The sequence below is a fragment of the [Clostridium] scindens genome (genome assembly GCF_019597925.1).
Lineage (GTDB): Bacteria > Bacillota > Clostridia > Lachnospirales > Lachnospiraceae > Clostridium_AP.
The window spans coordinates 99,861-116,027 of sequence record NZ_CP080442.1 but is presented as its reverse complement, the minus strand read 5'-3'; the positions used below and the strand labels follow the sequence as shown (position 1 = coordinate 116,027).

Annotated in this window: 12 protein-coding genes; 4 read left to right on the top strand and 8 right to left on the bottom strand. The window is 44.8% G+C overall.

Translation table 11 applies throughout. From position 1 onward, the window contains the following. Positions 1-305: 305 nt before the first annotated feature. From hxlB to K0036_RS00520, 5 genes are all read right to left on the bottom strand, one after another. Positions 306-875 (bottom strand): 6-phospho-3-hexuloisomerase, encoded by a 570-nt coding sequence (hxlB, locus tag K0036_RS00540; protein ID WP_220430457.1) that lies wholly within the window; start codon positions 873-875, stop codon positions 306-308. Positions 876-890: 15 nt separating this feature from the next. Then, the gene (locus tag K0036_RS00535) at positions 891-1,910 is read right to left on the bottom strand and encodes an ABC transporter permease (RefSeq protein ID WP_220430456.1); all 1,020 of its coding nucleotides are present in this window, start codon (positions 1,908-1,910) and stop codon (positions 891-893) included. An 11-nt stretch (positions 1,911-1,921) separates the two neighbouring features. Continuing rightward, complete coding sequence (locus K0036_RS00530) at positions 1,922-2,869, bottom strand: ABC transporter permease (protein ID WP_259283357.1); 948 nt, start codon at positions 2,867-2,869, stop codon at positions 1,922-1,924. A gap of 37 nt (positions 2,870-2,906) precedes the next feature. Continuing rightward, complete coding sequence (locus K0036_RS00525) at positions 2,907-4,373, bottom strand: sugar ABC transporter ATP-binding protein (RefSeq protein WP_220430455.1); 1,467 nt, start codon at positions 4,371-4,373, stop codon at positions 2,907-2,909. A 75-nt stretch (positions 4,374-4,448) separates the two neighbouring features. Further along, a complete protein-coding gene (locus K0036_RS00520; RefSeq protein WP_220430454.1) occupies positions 4,449-5,501 on the bottom strand; it encodes a substrate-binding domain-containing protein in 1,053 nt (350 codons plus the stop codon). Between the two features lie 648 nt (positions 5,502-6,149). On the opposite strand from K0036_RS00520, the gene K0036_RS00515 reads away from it, so the two are divergent. The 4 genes from K0036_RS00515 to K0036_RS00505 all read left to right on the top strand — a co-directional run bounded on the left by K0036_RS00515 (position 6,150) and on the right by K0036_RS00505 (position 9,721). Continuing rightward, positions 6,150-7,448: a sensor histidine kinase gene (locus K0036_RS00515; RefSeq protein WP_259283356.1), complete on the top strand. Its 1,299-nt coding sequence runs from the start codon at positions 6,150-6,152 to the stop codon at positions 7,446-7,448. 27 nt (positions 7,449-7,475) lie between these two features. Beyond that, positions 7,476-7,790: a response regulator gene (locus K0036_RS18905; RefSeq protein ID WP_310593071.1), complete on the top strand. Its 315-nt coding sequence runs from the start codon at positions 7,476-7,478 to the stop codon at positions 7,788-7,790. After that, a complete protein-coding gene (locus K0036_RS19240) occupies positions 7,744-9,006 on the top strand; it encodes an AraC family transcriptional regulator (protein WP_310593070.1) in 1,263 nt (420 codons plus the stop codon). Before K0036_RS18905 ends, K0036_RS19240 begins: the two co-directional genes overlap by 47 nt. Before the next feature lie 220 nt (positions 9,007-9,226). Further along, positions 9,227-9,721 carry a QueT transporter family protein gene (locus K0036_RS00505; RefSeq protein WP_220430453.1) on the top strand — a complete coding sequence of 165 codons (495 nt, stop codon included), beginning with the start codon at positions 9,227-9,229 and terminating at the stop codon, positions 9,719-9,721. Between the two features lie 81 nt (positions 9,722-9,802). Here the strand turns inward: K0036_RS00505 and K0036_RS00500 are convergent, their stop codons facing one another. The 3 genes from K0036_RS00500 to K0036_RS00490 all read right to left on the bottom strand — a co-directional run bounded on the left by K0036_RS00500 (position 9,803) and on the right by K0036_RS00490 (position 16,164). After that, the gene (locus K0036_RS00500) at positions 9,803-12,244 is read right to left on the bottom strand and encodes a hypothetical protein (protein WP_220430452.1); all 2,442 of its coding nucleotides are present in this window, start codon (positions 12,242-12,244) and stop codon (positions 9,803-9,805) included. Then, entirely contained in the window at positions 12,245-13,396 is a 1,152-nt protein-coding gene (locus K0036_RS00495; protein ID WP_220430451.1) for a class I SAM-dependent methyltransferase, read from the bottom strand. Positions 13,397-13,488: 92 nt separating this feature from the next. After that, positions 13,489-16,164 carry a sensor histidine kinase gene (locus K0036_RS00490; protein ID WP_220430450.1) on the bottom strand — a complete coding sequence of 892 codons (2,676 nt, stop codon included), beginning with the start codon at positions 16,162-16,164 and terminating at the stop codon, positions 13,489-13,491. Positions 16,165-16,167: the final 3 nt, after the last annotated feature.

Genomic DNA, 16,167 nt, shown 5'->3' with positions numbered 1-16,167 from the left:
AAGGCACAAGACATCTCTCTACATGTTCCCAGGCGTAGCGTAGATATTTTGTGTACATTCCTTAATTTTCTTCGCCCGCTATGCTATACTGCCAACCGTGAAGAAGCCCATAAAACTAAAGTCTTATGGGCTTGCTTGCGATTCCTGCCGTAAAATGAGGTGTCCTTGAGTACTGGATCGTGGATACGGACAAAAACCGAATTGAAGATTTAACCATTAATTTGGGAGAACTCGCTATATAAAAGCACTCCTTGCCCCTGCTGGTACAGGATACGCATATGAAATCAACATGGATTTTATTTTCTTTATTCTATATTTCTGTGCCTGGCCTCCATCTGTTCGTGCGTCACCTTCATCTCTTCTTCCAGCAGCATAATAATAATATCAAACAGCAAAAACAGGTGTTGCTCAAACAAATTTCCCATCGGCTGTACGGACGGTACCGCTCTAGAGTCTGTCCCGTTAAATACACTTGCCGGAACAAATAACACACAGTCTGCCAGGCGGGCCGTCTTTTCTTTTGGCCCTCCTGTCACCACAGTGATTGCTGCCCCGGTCTCTTTTGCCTGTTTGACCACATAATGAATGTGGCCGATTTTACCCGACCCGTTTATAGCAATAAATAAATCCCCCTCATGCATGCCAGGTGTCGTGTCGTCCCAGATCCAGTGTACTTCTTTTCCAAGGTGCATCAGCCGCATGGCAAATGACCGGCCTGCGATCCCTTCTCTGCCTACGCCCATAACAAAGATCCGCTCTGCCTTCCTGATTTGTTCCATAAATAAAGTAACCTCATCCAGATCCTGCTTTTCAAAGACTTCTCTGTGTTCGTTAAGTACGGTACGATATAATTCTTCATATTTTCTGCAATTCATTCTTTGACCTCCTGCTTATTTCTCTTTATTCGTATTCAAGCTGGCTTTCAGCATTCTCACGCCAGAATACTTTTTAATAATAAAGTTTAATCCAAGAACGAGAACAAGCATAATGCCCCATATCAATTTTTTCGTATATGGAGACAGGGACATTATTGTAAATGCGCTGGACAGAATCTGCATCATTATAACTGCAATCAATACGCCCCATACTTTGCCTCTTCCTCCGTTCGGGTCGATCCCGCCTATTACGCAGACAATCAGCGTCTGAAGCAGATAAGAATCTCCATACCCCACCTTGGCAGAATTTACACGGCTTAGAATAATCAGTCCCGCAATCCCTGCAAGCAGGCCCGTCAACAGAAATGTGCCGATGCAGATACCTTCATTATGGATTGCCGAGAATCTGGCTGCAACCGGATTATCTCCGTACAAATACAGTTTTCTGCCAAAACCACTGTACGACATTACAAGGCCAAGTATTACAGATGCAAGGATAAACAGCCAGAAGATAACCGGAAGATTCAAAATCGTGCTCTTTCCAATCTGCGCGAATTTTTCTTCAATTCCTCCCACGCTGGCTCCCCCTGTCACTGCCATTCCAATTCCCTGGAACAGAGTCATCGTTCCCAACGTTGCAATCAATGACGGCGCAGATGTTTTTGATATTAACAGTCCATTAAACAGACCAAACAACAAGCTGCACAAAACGGCGAAAATAAGTGCCAGCACAACTCTTGCCGCTCCCTCTGTCCCAAAGGACCATTGGCCATTCAGCACATACGCTGTCAGAATAGCCACAGTATTTGCATTAGCAATAATGGAAAGGTCAATTCCGCCGATCATATTTGACAGCATCATTGCCAGCGCCAGAAAGCCAAACTCGGGTATCTGGAATGTCATGGACTGTATATTCCGCATAGAATACATGGACTGCCCAAACGCCATCCCGCTCCAGATCAGTATAACAAGCGTAACTCCCATCAATATAGTGAGATTCATATCTCTGCCAGCCCATTTTTTTATCTTAGTCATCTTTCATCCCCCTATTCCGTAAAAATTAGATTGTTGCGGTTCTTAACCCTCTCCTGGTAGGAAGTCACTGCCACTGAGATTACAAGAATTGTCCCTACAAAAAGATTGTTCCAGGAGGATGACAGGCCGATCATAATCAACGTGGTGTTCAGTAGATAGATAATAATGACACCAAGAAACGCACCTAAAATCTTTCCCTGTCCGCCTGTTATCTTCGTACCGCCTATTACAACAGCTGCCACAACCATCAGCTCATCCCCCACCAGTTTATTTGGATAGAGCGCATTTGTCTGCGCTACGTACATCATCCCCATAATTCCAGCCAGGATTCCAGAGTACACATATACAATCAAGCGGATTTTGAATGGATTAAAGCCAGCCCTTCTGGCTGCTTCCTCATCATTTCCGACTGCGAAGATTCCTCTCCCGGTCATGGTACGGTAAAGAATGAACCAGGTTAGGGCGCCAGCAAGTAATACAGGAATGATAGATGATGTCAAGCCCACGCCCCCGATCTTAATCACGGCTGCCTGGCCGAAGGAATGAATGCTCTTTGGCAGCACGCCTGCGCCAAATGATTTGTCGCCAATAAAAGTAGTCATAATGCCATGGAAAAGATTCTGCGTTCCCAAGGTTATAATGAACGGCGGCAGTTTCAGCCAGTTGATTAACAGCGCGTTAATAATGCCAAGTAATCCTCCAATCAAAGCAGAAATGCCAAATGCAAAGATCAGATTGTCAATTCCCATTGATATCATAATATGAATCGTCGTGTAACTTCCAAACAGCGCGATAGCCATGAACGATACGTCAATTCCGCCAGAGATCATGACAACAAGCAGTCCCATCGCAACCATCAGCGTAGTGGACGCCACACGGATAATATCAAATATTGTCTCTATATGTATAAAGGCCGGATTCTTCACTGAGACAAATATACTATAGAGAAGAATAATCAACAGCAGTATTCCCTGAAACCGGTCTATTTTTTCGTCCTCATACGAGTGCCTCCTCTTTTAAGTCGTCTTCTTCCAGCATTTTTACACATTTCCCTTCAGCCATCACCATAACCCGGTTACAGTTTGCCAGAATCTCCTGTACTTCGTCTGAAATAAAGATAATAGCCATTCCTTCCTCAGCAAATTTATGTATCTGTTCATAGATCTCAGCCTTTGACCCAATATCAATACCTACTGTCGGCGTATCCATAATAAAAACCCTTGGACATGTGGCCGTCCATTTGCCAATGACCACTTTCTGCTGGTTTCCCCCTGACAGCGTCCCTATTACCGTATCAATAGAAGGCGTCCTTACCTTTAACTGCTTGACGTATGTCTCTGCTGTGCGTTCCTCAGACTGTTTATTCAGTACTCCTTTATTAGAAATCTCATCTAATATGGAAGAGGATATATTTTCTTTAATCTCTCGTTTCATAAACAGCCCCTGGTTAAATCTGTCCTCAGGCAGCAATGCAATCCCGCATTTCTTTGCTTTCATTGGCGAACTAAGTTTTACCTCTTTGCCATCCACCTTAATCCGGCCGCTGGTCGTAGGATTTAATCCGAATAAAGACAATGCAAGTTCCGTCCTTCCTGATCCAAGCAGCCCGGTCACTCCCACAATGTCGCCTGGACGTATGGACAGTGATATATTTTCGTACTGGTTTTTTCTGGTCAGGTTCTCAATCTCAAGTATCGGTGTATCTTCCTTACTCGTGCGGTGGTATCTTGGATACTCCACTTCCCGTCCCGTCATATAATATGACAGGCTCTTTTTATCTAAATCCTCGCTTTTAAAATCACCGATTTTCTCTCCATTGCGGAATATGGTTATCGTATCTGCCACAGAGAAAACTTCATCAAGCTTATGGCTGATAAATATAATTGCAAGCCCCTTTTTCTTTAAGTCCACCATAATATTCAGCAGACGTTCTACTTCTGTCTTTGTAAGGGCTGTGGTCGGCTCATCCATGAACAGGATTTTCGCATCCTGCGCTAACGCCCGGCAGATTGCCGTCAGCTGTCGGTTCGCCATTGAAATCTCCCCCACAGTCTGGCCAAGATCCATCTTTACTCCTATTTTGTCTAACTGCTCCTGTGCTATGGCATATACCTTTTTCCAGCTTATCATCTTATTTCTATCAAACTTAAGTCTGCTGATTACAATGTTCTCTGCCACAGTCAGGTGCTGGAACAGTGACAAGTCCTGGTATATTACCTGTATACCTTCCTTCATAGCCTGCATGGGGGTCAGATTATGATATGTATTTCCGCCAAGTATGATTTCCCCTGAATCCGGTGTATAGACGCCGGATATATTCTTGACCAGGGTTGACTTTCCGCACCCGTTTTCCCCTGCAAGGCAGTGAATTTCCCCACTGTTGATTTTGATGCTGATATCTTTTAACGCCTGAACGCCAATAAAAGATTTATTTATGTGTTTTGCCTCCAAAACTGTTCCCATGATCTCACCTCCATGAATAAATTCAGGTGCCGCCCAATAACTATTCTCTTGTTATTTTGCGGCACCCTTTTCTTATCAGAATTTATAATCGTTTATATTATCAGCTGAAAATTCCAGAGGTGCATTGCCATATGCCACACCGTCTTTTACCTGGATATCTTCGTAACCAGTAATCTTAAGGTCAGTACCTGTTTCTACCTTCTGCCCAGATGCCAGCAGATATGCAGCATAGCATGTTGCATAGCCTGCGTCCGCCGGTCTCCATGCAAGTCCTGCTTTCATAGATCCATCTTCCAGGTATGTGGCCGACATAGAAGGCAGTGCCAGTGATACGACTGATACGTCATCTGTCTTATTCTTTTCCTGCAGTGCCTCACAGATTCCGCCGCCATGTGCAGAACAGTCAAAGAGCCCTTTGATATCTGGATATGCTTTCAGGATTTCTAATGTCTTATCATGTGCGCCGTCAACGCTGTTACCATCCTCATAAGGTTCTTCTGTCACACATTCCATATCTGGATAGTTTTCTTTGATATATTCGATTGCTGCTTTATACCAGGCCATATGAGTCTCCATCGTAAGGCCGCCGACAAAACCAGCATACTGGCCTTTTCCGTCCATAGACTTTGCAAGCTTCTCTCCGAATAACTTACCAAATTCTTCATTGACAAAAGCTTCTACATCCAGGTCAACATTTTCTGCAATACCAGGCGCCTCATGCGTTACAACAACAATACCAGACTCTTTTGCTTTTTCGATCGTAGGAACAAGCGCGTCCGGATCATTTGGTACAATACAGATAGCGTCCACGCCCTGTGCTATCAGATCTTCCATAATAGAGATCTGGCTTGCCGCATCCCCTGTCTCCGGTACTTGTACCGATACATTTAAGCCGGTATCCTTCTTGAGCTGCTCTACTCCAGTAGTCATATCATCGAACCAGGAATCACTCTGCTTTACAATCATAACTACCTGATACTCTTCTGGATTTGCTGTCTTATCATCCCCAGCGTCTTTTGTCTTCGAACTGTCAGACTTGCCTCCTGATCCTGCATCACTGCTGCCGCATCCTGCCGCTAGTACTGCAATCATCATTACGCATAACAATACAGAAACTATCTTTTTCATTTTCTTTCCTCCTTAACCTTGTGTGATTTATGAGTTTCTTTTGTATAAGCACATTATAAAGACAGTATTATAAAATTAATATAAACTTTTCCGACATCCTTTTTCAAAATTCCGTCCTATTTTCTAAATCCCTTTTTCCCTATTGAAATATGCATTATAATAAGAAAAACCTCAATACTAACATTATTCACATAAGGAAACAGGTATATTTATGCTAAGAAGTAAAAAGTCTTTTATCAGTAAAATCACAAATTCCCAGTTGAGCACAAAGATCGTATGTATCATTTTAATTGTTGTGTTCTTAATGATATCCGCTTCGGTCAGCGGTATACTGCTGGTCTTAAATTCCAGTAATAAACTGCTGTACCAGGCTCTTGCGGGTTCACTCACATATAGTTCCCAGGATATATCAAAAAGCTGTCAAACATCGAATCTATGACAAGCGCGGTCGTCTCCAACTCTAACATAAGAAAAAACCTGATCACTCTGGCAGAAGAAGATCCTGATATCCGTATAAAAAATGCTGAGAATTCACTAAACACATTGATTGCAGATTATTATCAGACGTATAAAGATAACAATATTAGTTACATTAACCTATATCATGCACAGGGTGCAACTCAAAGCTATGAGGCCAGAAGTTCTCAAGTGCCGGATACGGTCCACCAAAATGTGGTTAAAGCTGCTAATAACAACTCCGGATATCCATACTGGGTTACAGATTACTGCAATTCCTACGGGCTCTTTCTTGGGCGGGAATGCCGCAGGGTTGACCAGATGAATTTCCAGACATTAGGCACGGTTGTCGTAGGCGTAGACATGGACCGTCTGGTACGTTCTTCTACCAATTCTGTCCTGCATTCAGATGAAACACAGTATATATTATTTGACGAAGATACAGAGTTTTACCACTCAGAAAGCCTGGATTCTAACGAGATCAACACAATTGGAAAGAAACTGAAGACCGATTATGGCGTGATTTCTGTAAATGCTGGTAAGTATTTTGCAGTAAAAGGCTCCATTGGGAACACGTCCTGGAATTATATCTGCCTTGTCCCATACGGACATATATCATCTACATTAAACTTTACAAAACTCATGGCACTGGTGGTAATCCTTGTTTCTGTTCTCATTTCCCTCTTGCTGTCCAGGATGCTCATCCGTTCTGTAACCAGCGATTTCAGCCGGCTTATCCAAAAAATGAAGGCCTTCGGAAGAGATGAATCCACGCCTCCGGATACTGGATACGATTATAGCGGGCGTACAGATGAGGTCGGAGTACTGCACAACCAGTTTGACCATATGGCCTTAAAGATACGGAATCTGATTCAGGAAAACTATGTAAATGAAATTCTTTCGAAAGATGCCCGTTTAAAGGCATTAGAAAACCAGATCAACCCTCATTTTCTTTACAATACACTGGAGGCTGTCAACTGGCGCGCAAAAGCTATCGGTGAAAAAGATATATCATCCATGGTAGAGTCGCTGGGCACACTTATGCGGGAAACCTTAAATACAAAAGATAAGACCTTTACAGTCCGCCGTGAACTCGAAATTGTTAAAAGCTACCTAACCATACAGCAGATCCGTTTTGAAGACCGCCTTGAATATACAATCCAAATAGATGACTCTATCATGGATATCAGTCTGCCCCACCTGACCATACAGCCCCTTGTGGAAAATGCAATCAACTATGCGATGGAAGAAAGCACGGAAGTGTGCCATATCCAGATTGAAGGTACCCGTTCCGGGGATAACGTATATATAGATGTGGTCAATAATGATTCCCAGTTTGAACAAGATTTGTTAAGAAAGCTTGATCAGGGCCTGGTAACCCCCCCCATGGATTCGGGATCGGCCTGCTCAATATCCACAAGCGCATCCAGCTCACGTACGGTTCAGAGTACGGACTTCTTCTATTTAATAAAGACGACGAGCATGCAGTAGCCAGAATTATTATACCAGGAGGAGAACATGTTAAAACTACTGATTGTTGATGACGAAAAGATTATCCGTGAAACTATGGCCGGACTGATTGACTGGAATTCTCTTGGAATCCAGCTGATTGGTACAGCCAGGGATGGAATTGAAGCCTATAATATGATCCTCGATGAATACCCGGACATCGTTCTTACTGATATCAAGATGCCGGGACTCTCCGGGCTGGAACTGATTCAGAAGATCCACGGGATCAATAAAGACACTCATTTTATAATATTGTCGGGTTATGGGGAATTTGAATATGCAAAAAAAAGCCATGCAGTATGGAGTGAAACATTATCTGCTTAAGCCTTGCAATGAAGAACAGATTATTGAGAGCCTGCAGGATGTAATAAAGGATTATACAAATTATCTCGCCACCAGAGGCGAGACTCCCCAGACTCTCATAAGCCGCAATATCAATCAGAACTTGATGGTCGGAATTATTAATGACAGCCTGAGTCTTGAAGCACAGGAAGCAGACACCGGTATCTCCCAGATTGCCTGTAATTATAAGCAGTATCTTGATTTCGAAGATACTCGTTATGAGATGTTTTATGTTTATTATGTAATTCCGGACAATTATAAAGAGGTACTAATACAGCTGCGCCAGTTTCGCAATAAGCACTTTCCCGGTATTAGATTCAGCGTGATTTACGTCTACAATACATTGGTTTTCTTTTTTCCAGCCATGCAGCTTGATTTGAGCAGTATTTATCATTTTTTAGATACACTTAGCTTAAGCCAGCCGGTTTCTATTGAATACAGGCATGAATCATACTCCAATCTCCAAGAACTGCTAAAAGTATTAATACAGCATTTAAGAAAATACGAGATCATTTATTTTGCAGAAGACACCACTACTTTTTCAATATATAATTACCAGAACATTATCAAAGAAGTGCAAAAGCTTACTTCTTCTGCATTTTCGGAACAGGATGATTCATCAAGCCCGGCTTTTCAGTCGCTGCTTTGCACCTTGCAGTCCATATCGGATGCTGATTTCTTAAAGCAGCTGGCTGCTTCTGTTATCATATTTTCAGTCTCTAATAACCATACGTATGACATGGTGACAGCCGCGGAATTCCTGGTAAAGCTGGAGCAGGAAAATGACTGCAGCACCATCTTCGCGCTTCTTAAGGAACACCTGGCTGCTTCCTATGAAGAATACCATTCGTCAAAGCATACGGGGGATATCAGCCAGAAAATCATGGAGTATGTAGAAAAGCATATAGAGGACGCAGAATTGTCTTTAAAATGGATAGCAGAGAATTACCTGTATATGAATGTAGATTACCTGAGCAAAAAATTCCTGAAAGAAACGGGATGTAAGTTTTCAAAATACTTGACAGATACGCGGATAAAGAAAGCAAAGGAAATATTGGCGTCTGGAAATATTGACTCCATCCAATGCGTTGCGGATATGGTTGGATGTGAAAATAATCCACAATACTTCAGCCAGATATTTAAAAAATCCACAGGAATGACACCTAGTAAATATATCAAAATGATACGCGGCGAGTAAGTGGAAGGGCTGCCAGTACAGCACCATTCTTCCATAATTTGTTCTCATTCAGAGAATTTAGGTTGATCCATTGATTTTTCTTTTCCCGCATGCTATACTATCAACCGTGACAAAGCCCATAAAACCAAGGTCTTAAGGGCTTTCCGGCGATTCCCGCCGTAAAATGAATCGTGTGTTCGAGACCTTCCACACGTAAAACAAAACTAAAGGAGACAATATTATGAAGAACAAGAACGTTACTTTTCTGACCCAGGCGGCTATGATTGCTGCCATCTATGTGGTGCTTACTTATGTATTCGCGCCATTTTCTTTTGGAGAGGTTCAAGTCCGGATTTCCGAGGCCCTTACTATCCTGCCTCTATTCACCCCGGCTGCGATACCCGGGCTGTTTGTAGGATGCCTGGTGGGCAACATCCTGGGAGGCGCGATTCTTCCGGATATCCTATTCGGAAGTCTTGCAACCCTGATCGGAGCAATCTTTACCTATCAGCTGCGCGGCAAGAGCCCGTTTCTGGCTCCGCTTCCGCCAATTGCCGCCAATACGATTGTCGTTCCATTCGTATTGCGTTACGGCTACAGCGTGGCGCTGCCTATCCCATTTATGATGCTGACTGTTGGGATCGGAGAGGTCTTATCCTGCGGGGTGCTGGGACTGGTACTGTACTTCGCATTGCGCAAGTATAAGAATATTGTCTTTCGGCCTACTGCGGTGTAATACAGGATTTACGACAAAAAAGCAGGAAAACTTTTCATTGTTTTCCTGCTTTTTTACGTCATTCTTTCTTCCAGCCTATGGCTAGCCAACATACGTGTTGCCGCTTCCCTGCGTCATCTGGTCCATCTGCTCATATGGAACGCTTGAGCGCTCGCCGCTGGCAACGTCTATATAGATTACATCTGCCTCATTATATCCGATCAGTATCACTGCATTTTCCGTATCCAGCATTGCTATGACCGGCCTGCCCTGGCTGATGACATACAGAAGTTCCTCTGTCGTGCACCCGGTGAGATCCAGGCTCCTGCCGTCGTTTATATCCTTAATAATATCTACCGGCGCTTCTTTCTGGCCCAGCCGGTCCCGGATGGACTGAAGGATATCGTCTTTGTCGCTGATGATATGCTGGAGATTGCGGTTGCCGCGCTCCCATACATAGGACTGGTCCGATGCCACCACCACGCCGTTACAGCCATTGGCATTCCTGATAGCCTCTCCTGCACGGTCATAGATGCCTTTCAGTTTCCCATAGCCATAGACATAATACTTATTGCCGATATCTACATCGTCAAATGTTATCACTGTGGGATTCTCAAACAGTACCTGCTTTGGCTTCAATACCTTCGGCTCCTTATCTGTCACTCCATTATTATACGCCAGCCTCACCTGAGATTCCTTTAGTTCCGTAGTATAGGTTTCCAGATATATATTGCTCTTTTCCTTCTCTTCATTGTTGGTAATATAGTCAGGCGCTACATTGGTATATGTCCCGCCTTCCTTCGTAGCCCGGCTGAGAGTGATCATATTATCCTCAAAAACTGCATCCAGCACGTAAGTGCCGTCTATCTGGTAGGTCTTTACGACCTTGCTCTTACTGTTCTGGATCTCTACCTTATACATTGGCACCGCCATCTCGCCGGAAACCGTCTTTCCGGTATCAGCGGTCTTGGCAACGCCATATGCAAAGTCATTCTTTACGAATCCAAGCGGCCTTATGCACTCATCCTCGGCGCATTCCACCGTACGCTCTTTTCCGGTTGACAGGTTCTTGACGATAATCTTTCTGGCTTCATTCAAGGCCCCGTCAGACTGATAAGCCACCAGATGCCCGTCATCCGATACCACGTACTGGCTGTCCTCCAGCCCTTTTACCAGGGTTCCCTCTTCTTCCTTCTTTACATTATATTCATACAAGGTTCCCTCTACCATGACATACAGCATATCCCGATCCACGCTGTAATAAGCCAGCTTCCCAAGCTCATTTGACACGCTTCCTGATGACTGGTTGCTGGAAATGAATACCTTTTCTTCTACGGAATTCTTTTCCATATCATAGTAGTAGATGGCAACCCCTACCTCGCCTTCATGCTCGCCCCGGTTCATATATCCATAGACGGCAAACGTCGTATTTCCCGTATCGTCTACTTCCAGCAGCTTGACCTCATGCTGGGCGGTAAGATTGCGTACATCCGTATTCTCCGCATCAGAAAAACTAAATACCAGGGATATCTGGTCCGTTCCCTTATTATAATTCCATAACTCGTTTGCCACCACAAAGGATACGGCAGAGCCATCCTTATTAACCATGTAAGGGATGTCATGAGGTACGATTCCAAGCAGTACGCCCTTCTCATTCAGGACATGCTTCATCGGGTCAAATATCTGATCCATTGTTCTGTCATAATCCAGAAGATACGTTTTTGGCACATCCGGTATATGGCGGACGCGGAAAAACTCCTTCACATTATAGACATCGGTATCATTTTCCTCTCCTTTGCACCGGACTCTGTATTCCAGCTGTACGGAAACATAGTTGCTGTTGATCTCCTTAACGCTCCACCGCTCGCCCTGCTCTACGGACGGCTCAAACTCGCCCCAGGAAACGTGGTCATAATCCGAGTGGATCGTCACATGCTGCAGCGTCGTGTTATCTCCCTGCTCATTCGGCTCGATCGCCGCGCCGACCCCTGCGCCCTCTACCTTGCCCAGCGCATTCTCATGAAAGTCGCTAATGTAGTTCAGGCATTCCAGCATATTCGCATTGGTAGCGTCCACGAGCCTTGTATAGAAGTATACCGACTTCTCATCCGGCATATGGAGCACGATTTCAAGAACCCGCTCTTCCTTCATAAGCCCTTCGGCGCTTAAGTCTATGGAGAACTCCTCTCCCGGCTTCTTAACCTTCTCTTTTTTCAGTTCTTCTTTTCCATCCAGCGTATAGACGATATAGTTCACGCTGGATACCTTATTTTCATACGCCTGGATCCCGACATCCACCTTCTGGTCCGTAACCGGAGTTGCCGTATCCCTCATTGCCGGTATGTCCATCTTCTTCGCATATCCAGTCAGCGTATTTAAATTAAATCCATTATATGAAAATGATACTTGGGGATAGGTGGCCGCACCCATATCCGCCGTCATATTGTTATTTCCTTTGTTGGTGAAATAACTAAAGGCTATGACTGCCACAATGAATACAGCTATCAGAATTCCCGCATCTATCAATCGATTCTTTAATCTCATCTATAATTCCCCTTTATGATCCAGCAGCCTTCCAAGCATCGGCTCCACATGAAGATACTCCTCGCACTGGCGGATCGCATCCTGATTCTCCCCTTTTTTCCCGGTCTTGACCGCACGTATCAGGATATTCTTAGGCGTATGCTCCATATCGATGAATTCCAATATCTGGGTATCATATCCTTCGCGCTCCAGATACTGGGCCCGAAGCGCATCCGTCACCAGCGCTGCCATGCGCTCCTTGATCAGCCCATATCCAAGGATAGGCTTCAAAGTCTCGTTCTCCATCTGCCGGTTCAGTTCATGCTGACAGCAGGGAACAGACAGGATCACCTTCGCATCCCAGCCAATGGCTTTTGCCAGGGCGAAGTCCGTAGCCGTGTCGCAGGCGTGCAGAGTGACCACCATATCCACCTTCCTGACGCCTTCATAGTCTGCAATATCGCCTTCTAAAAATGTCAGCTTGTCATAGCCATATTTCCTGCCCAGCTCATTGCAGTGACGGATGACATCCTTTTTTAAGTCCAGGCCGATAATCCGTATATCATAGCCCTTCCTCTCATGTAGATAATAATACATGGCAAATGTCAGGTAGGACTTCCCGCAGCCAAAATCCAGGATCGTAAGTTCCCGGCCCTTATCAAGGGCAGGAAGGATATCCTCGATAAACTCAAGGAAACGATTGATCTGGCGGAACTTGTCGAATCTTGCATGGACGATCCGGCCTTCCGGCGTCATCACTCCCAAATCCTGAAGAAATGGTACTGGCACGCCCTCTTCCAGAATGTACTGCTTCTTCCGGTTATGGCTTAGATCCACACTGGCCGGCGTACCTTTTGCAGCCTTCCTCTTCACCGTTACCTTGCCTTTCTTGCTTACCAGCACCGTATAAGCATATTTCTTCGTCTCCATCTGCATCTGGCGCATATTTTCCATGTAGCCAAGCAGAAGCTGGCAGGCTTCCCCGGGATCAGCGTTCTTATGAAACGCCTGATTGTTCCGGAATATCTCCAGCTGGAACACCAGCTGCTCCTTCTTAAGCAAAGGACGCACCTTGATCTTGGATGCCTCCTCCTTTTGCCGTGGATTGCTCAGAACTGCTGAGATAAACTCTATATTTAGATTTTCCTGTAATAATTTTCTTAATTCATCCATAATATTATTATTGTAATGTTTTTTTCCAATAAGCGCAAGTAGGACGCAGCACTTTTGAAAAGTGCCGCGTCCATATTTACGCATTTGCAGCATTATGCTTCTGTCTGTCCGTCATTTGTCCGTCCGTCTTCTGCCGGATCGTTATCCGCCTTTGCCAATACGATGGGGAATGTGATCGTTACTCTGAACAGGTCTCCATCCACATACAGGTCGAATTTTCCTCCCTGCATCTGTGTGAGAGTCTTGGCAATGGACAGGCCCAGACCACTTCCTTCCGTACTTCTGGAGATATCGCCGCGTATAAACCGCTCAGTCAGTTCATCTGCCGTAATGTTCAGCTGCTGTTCCGATACATTCTTCAGATTGAATACCGCTGATAAGTCTCTGACTTCCAGATCCGCGTAAATGCGGGTTCCTTCCATCGCATACTTGGCCGCGTTGTTGTAGATATTCTCAAGCACGCGCCACATTCGGCGTCCATCCGCTCTGATGATTGCTTCTTGCTCCGGCAGCGTCAAGACTTCCTTAAGGTTGCGGGCTTTAAACTTCTCCTCAAACTCGCCGCTGGTCTGCTGGATCATCTCCACGAGATTAATATTCATATATTCCAGCGTGATATTGCCAGAACTTACTTTGGATGCCTCTACCACATCCTCTGTCAGGGTCTTAAGCCTCTGGGACTTAGCCTCCAGCACTTCCAGATATCTCTGAATCTTCGGATCTTCAAAATTCTCCTGCTTCAGAAGTTCTACATAATTAATGATAGAAGTAAGCGGCGTCTTGATATCATGGGATACATTCGTGATCAAGTCCGTCTTGAGGCGCTCGCTCTTCATGCTTTCCTCAAGTGCCGCGTCCAATCCTTCTCCGATAGAGTTGACGCGCTGCGCGATATCGCTCTGCTCATTTCCCAGGCCATATATCGGGATCTTGTAATCCACCTCTCCGCCGGATATCTTCTCAATTCCCTTCTTAATCCTCTGCCTGCCAATTGCCTGCCGGATCAGGAACACAAATGCCACAGCTTCCACCGCCAGGGCCAGGAAAAGCCAGATACTACTTCCCATACTGATATAGGCAATCCAATGGATTACCGCAAACAAGCCAAACAGCAATATAACCTTCCATGTTGTATGAAGATTCCTGAATAACTGTCCTATAAATCCGCAAAGCCATCTCAGCACGCTGTTGGACCAGAGTTCCTTTGCCTTAATCCGGCGAACCAGGCTAAGATATCCGATCAGGAACATGCCGCAGGTATATGCTGCCACGACTCCTCCAGCCAGGACATATGGCAGAGCGTTGTATACATAACCAACCTGATAGATCAGCGTCTCGCTATCATTGTATGAACGAAGCGACGAGACAGGGATTCCGACATAAACGAGCATCAGGGGAATTCCCCAAAGCAGCGCTATGATCACTGCTGCCAGTTCCGTCTTAATATGATCAAACCAGTTCAGATGCAGTTCCTCATCCCGCATCCGCCTTCCCGCGATGCTCGTAAGCCACACCATGAAGGCAACAAACAATATGGCGGCAAGGACTCCCGGGATTGCTATGCTTCTAGCGTTAGATCCATATTTTTCATACATAAGATTCTCTGCATGGAAATCATCCTGGATTGGGTAAGCAGTGTCTACTCCAACTGCATAAATAAAATTCTTTCCTTCCGCAGGATACTTGATCATGTCCCTCCACTGCGTCGCATCGGTGTCCTTAAGATTTGACTCAAAGTCCGCCAGTTTGGGTCTTACAATTGTATATTTCCCCATTCCGCGAATCTTCTTAAGGTTCTCTTCCACCATGGAGTAGTCCTCATACTCCTTACGGTTGGTATAGATCTGCTCTGTATCCTCATCCACATACATGTAAGCCAGATTTGTATCGCCTTCCTGATAGGATTCATCCAGATCTTTATAGGTCGTTATATCGCCGAATATCGAATCTACAGTCTGATGCAGCATTTCAAAGGCTTCGTTCAGCCTTCCGTTCCACTGTGGATTATTATTTGCAAGATCTATGATGCTCTTCTCGCCGATTGGCGAATATCTTTCCTCCACCCAGGTTCCGTCATAACTCCAGCAGTCTATAAATTCAATCTTTCCTTCTGCGTCTTGCAGCCCCTTAAACTGCTGCCCCTGATTTTCTCCTTCATAGCGGCTTCCATTATGCAGTTCATCCAGAATTTCTTCCCCGGACATCCCTTCATTTTCATTGCTGATAACGAATCTTAACTGTCCACTGTCTATCAGATTTCTAAATTCGCTATAATAGTAATAATGATACGTATCATTAGACCGCTTGCAAACGATGATATTATCATCGGATGGCACCTCCTGGGAGGCAAATGCTATCTCGGCATCGGATTGATAGCTGATTTCTCCTTTGTCATACCATTCCTCCCCCCAGCTGTATAAATCCTGCAGATCATACGCCAGGCCGCTGCTGTTTTTATTATTGATCTCCCTATTTTTATAATATTCCTCAATGTCCACGATCCTTTGCGGATCATAGCTGCCATCCGTCTCAAACATCTTGCGCAGCTTGATGCCGTTTGCTACGTCATGGCTGATTGTCAATAATTGGTTGCCAAAACTTACGGTGTCCTCGTATTTCTTTGCCGGCTTTCCCACAAATAGTTCTCCTCTAAGGGCCGGATAGGACATCATCCACATAAAACTGGTTACGATTATGACCAGCAATATGTGCTGGGCTACGATCAATATCCCCTTTGCAACATTTGATTTGTACCATTGTTGCTTCATATA

Excerpts from the sequence above, each read along its gene's own strand:
- hxlB (WP_220430457.1), bottom strand. The coding sequence starts at position 875 with ATGAATTGCAGAAAATATGAAGAATTATATCGTACCGTACTTAACGAA.
- K0036_RS00535 (WP_220430456.1), bottom strand. The coding sequence starts at position 1,910 with ATGACTAAGATAAAAAAATGGGCTGGCAGAGATATGAATCTCACTATA.
- K0036_RS00525 (WP_220430455.1), bottom strand. The coding sequence starts at position 4,373 with ATGGGAACAGTTTTGGAGGCAAAACACATAAATAAATCTTTTATTGGC.
- K0036_RS00520 (WP_220430454.1), bottom strand. The coding sequence starts at position 5,501 with ATGAAAAAGATAGTTTCTGTATTGTTATGCGTAATGATGATTGCAGTA.
- K0036_RS18905 (WP_310593071.1), top strand. The coding sequence starts at position 7,476 with ATGTTAAAACTACTGATTGTTGATGACGAAAAGATTATCCGTGAAACT.
- K0036_RS19240 (WP_310593070.1), top strand. The coding sequence starts at position 7,744 with ATGCAAAAAAAAGCCATGCAGTATGGAGTGAAACATTATCTGCTTAAG.
- K0036_RS00505 (WP_220430453.1), top strand. The coding sequence starts at position 9,227 with ATGAAGAACAAGAACGTTACTTTTCTGACCCAGGCGGCTATGATTGCT.
- K0036_RS00500 (WP_220430452.1), bottom strand. The coding sequence starts at position 12,244 with ATGAGATTAAAGAATCGATTGATAGATGCGGGAATTCTGATAGCTGTA.
- K0036_RS00495 (WP_220430451.1), bottom strand. The coding sequence starts at position 13,396 with ATGGATGAATTAAGAAAATTATTACAGGAAAATCTAAATATAGAGTTT.
- K0036_RS00490 (WP_220430450.1), bottom strand. The coding sequence starts at position 16,164 with ATGAAGCAACAATGGTACAAATCAAATGTTGCAAAGGGGATATTGATC.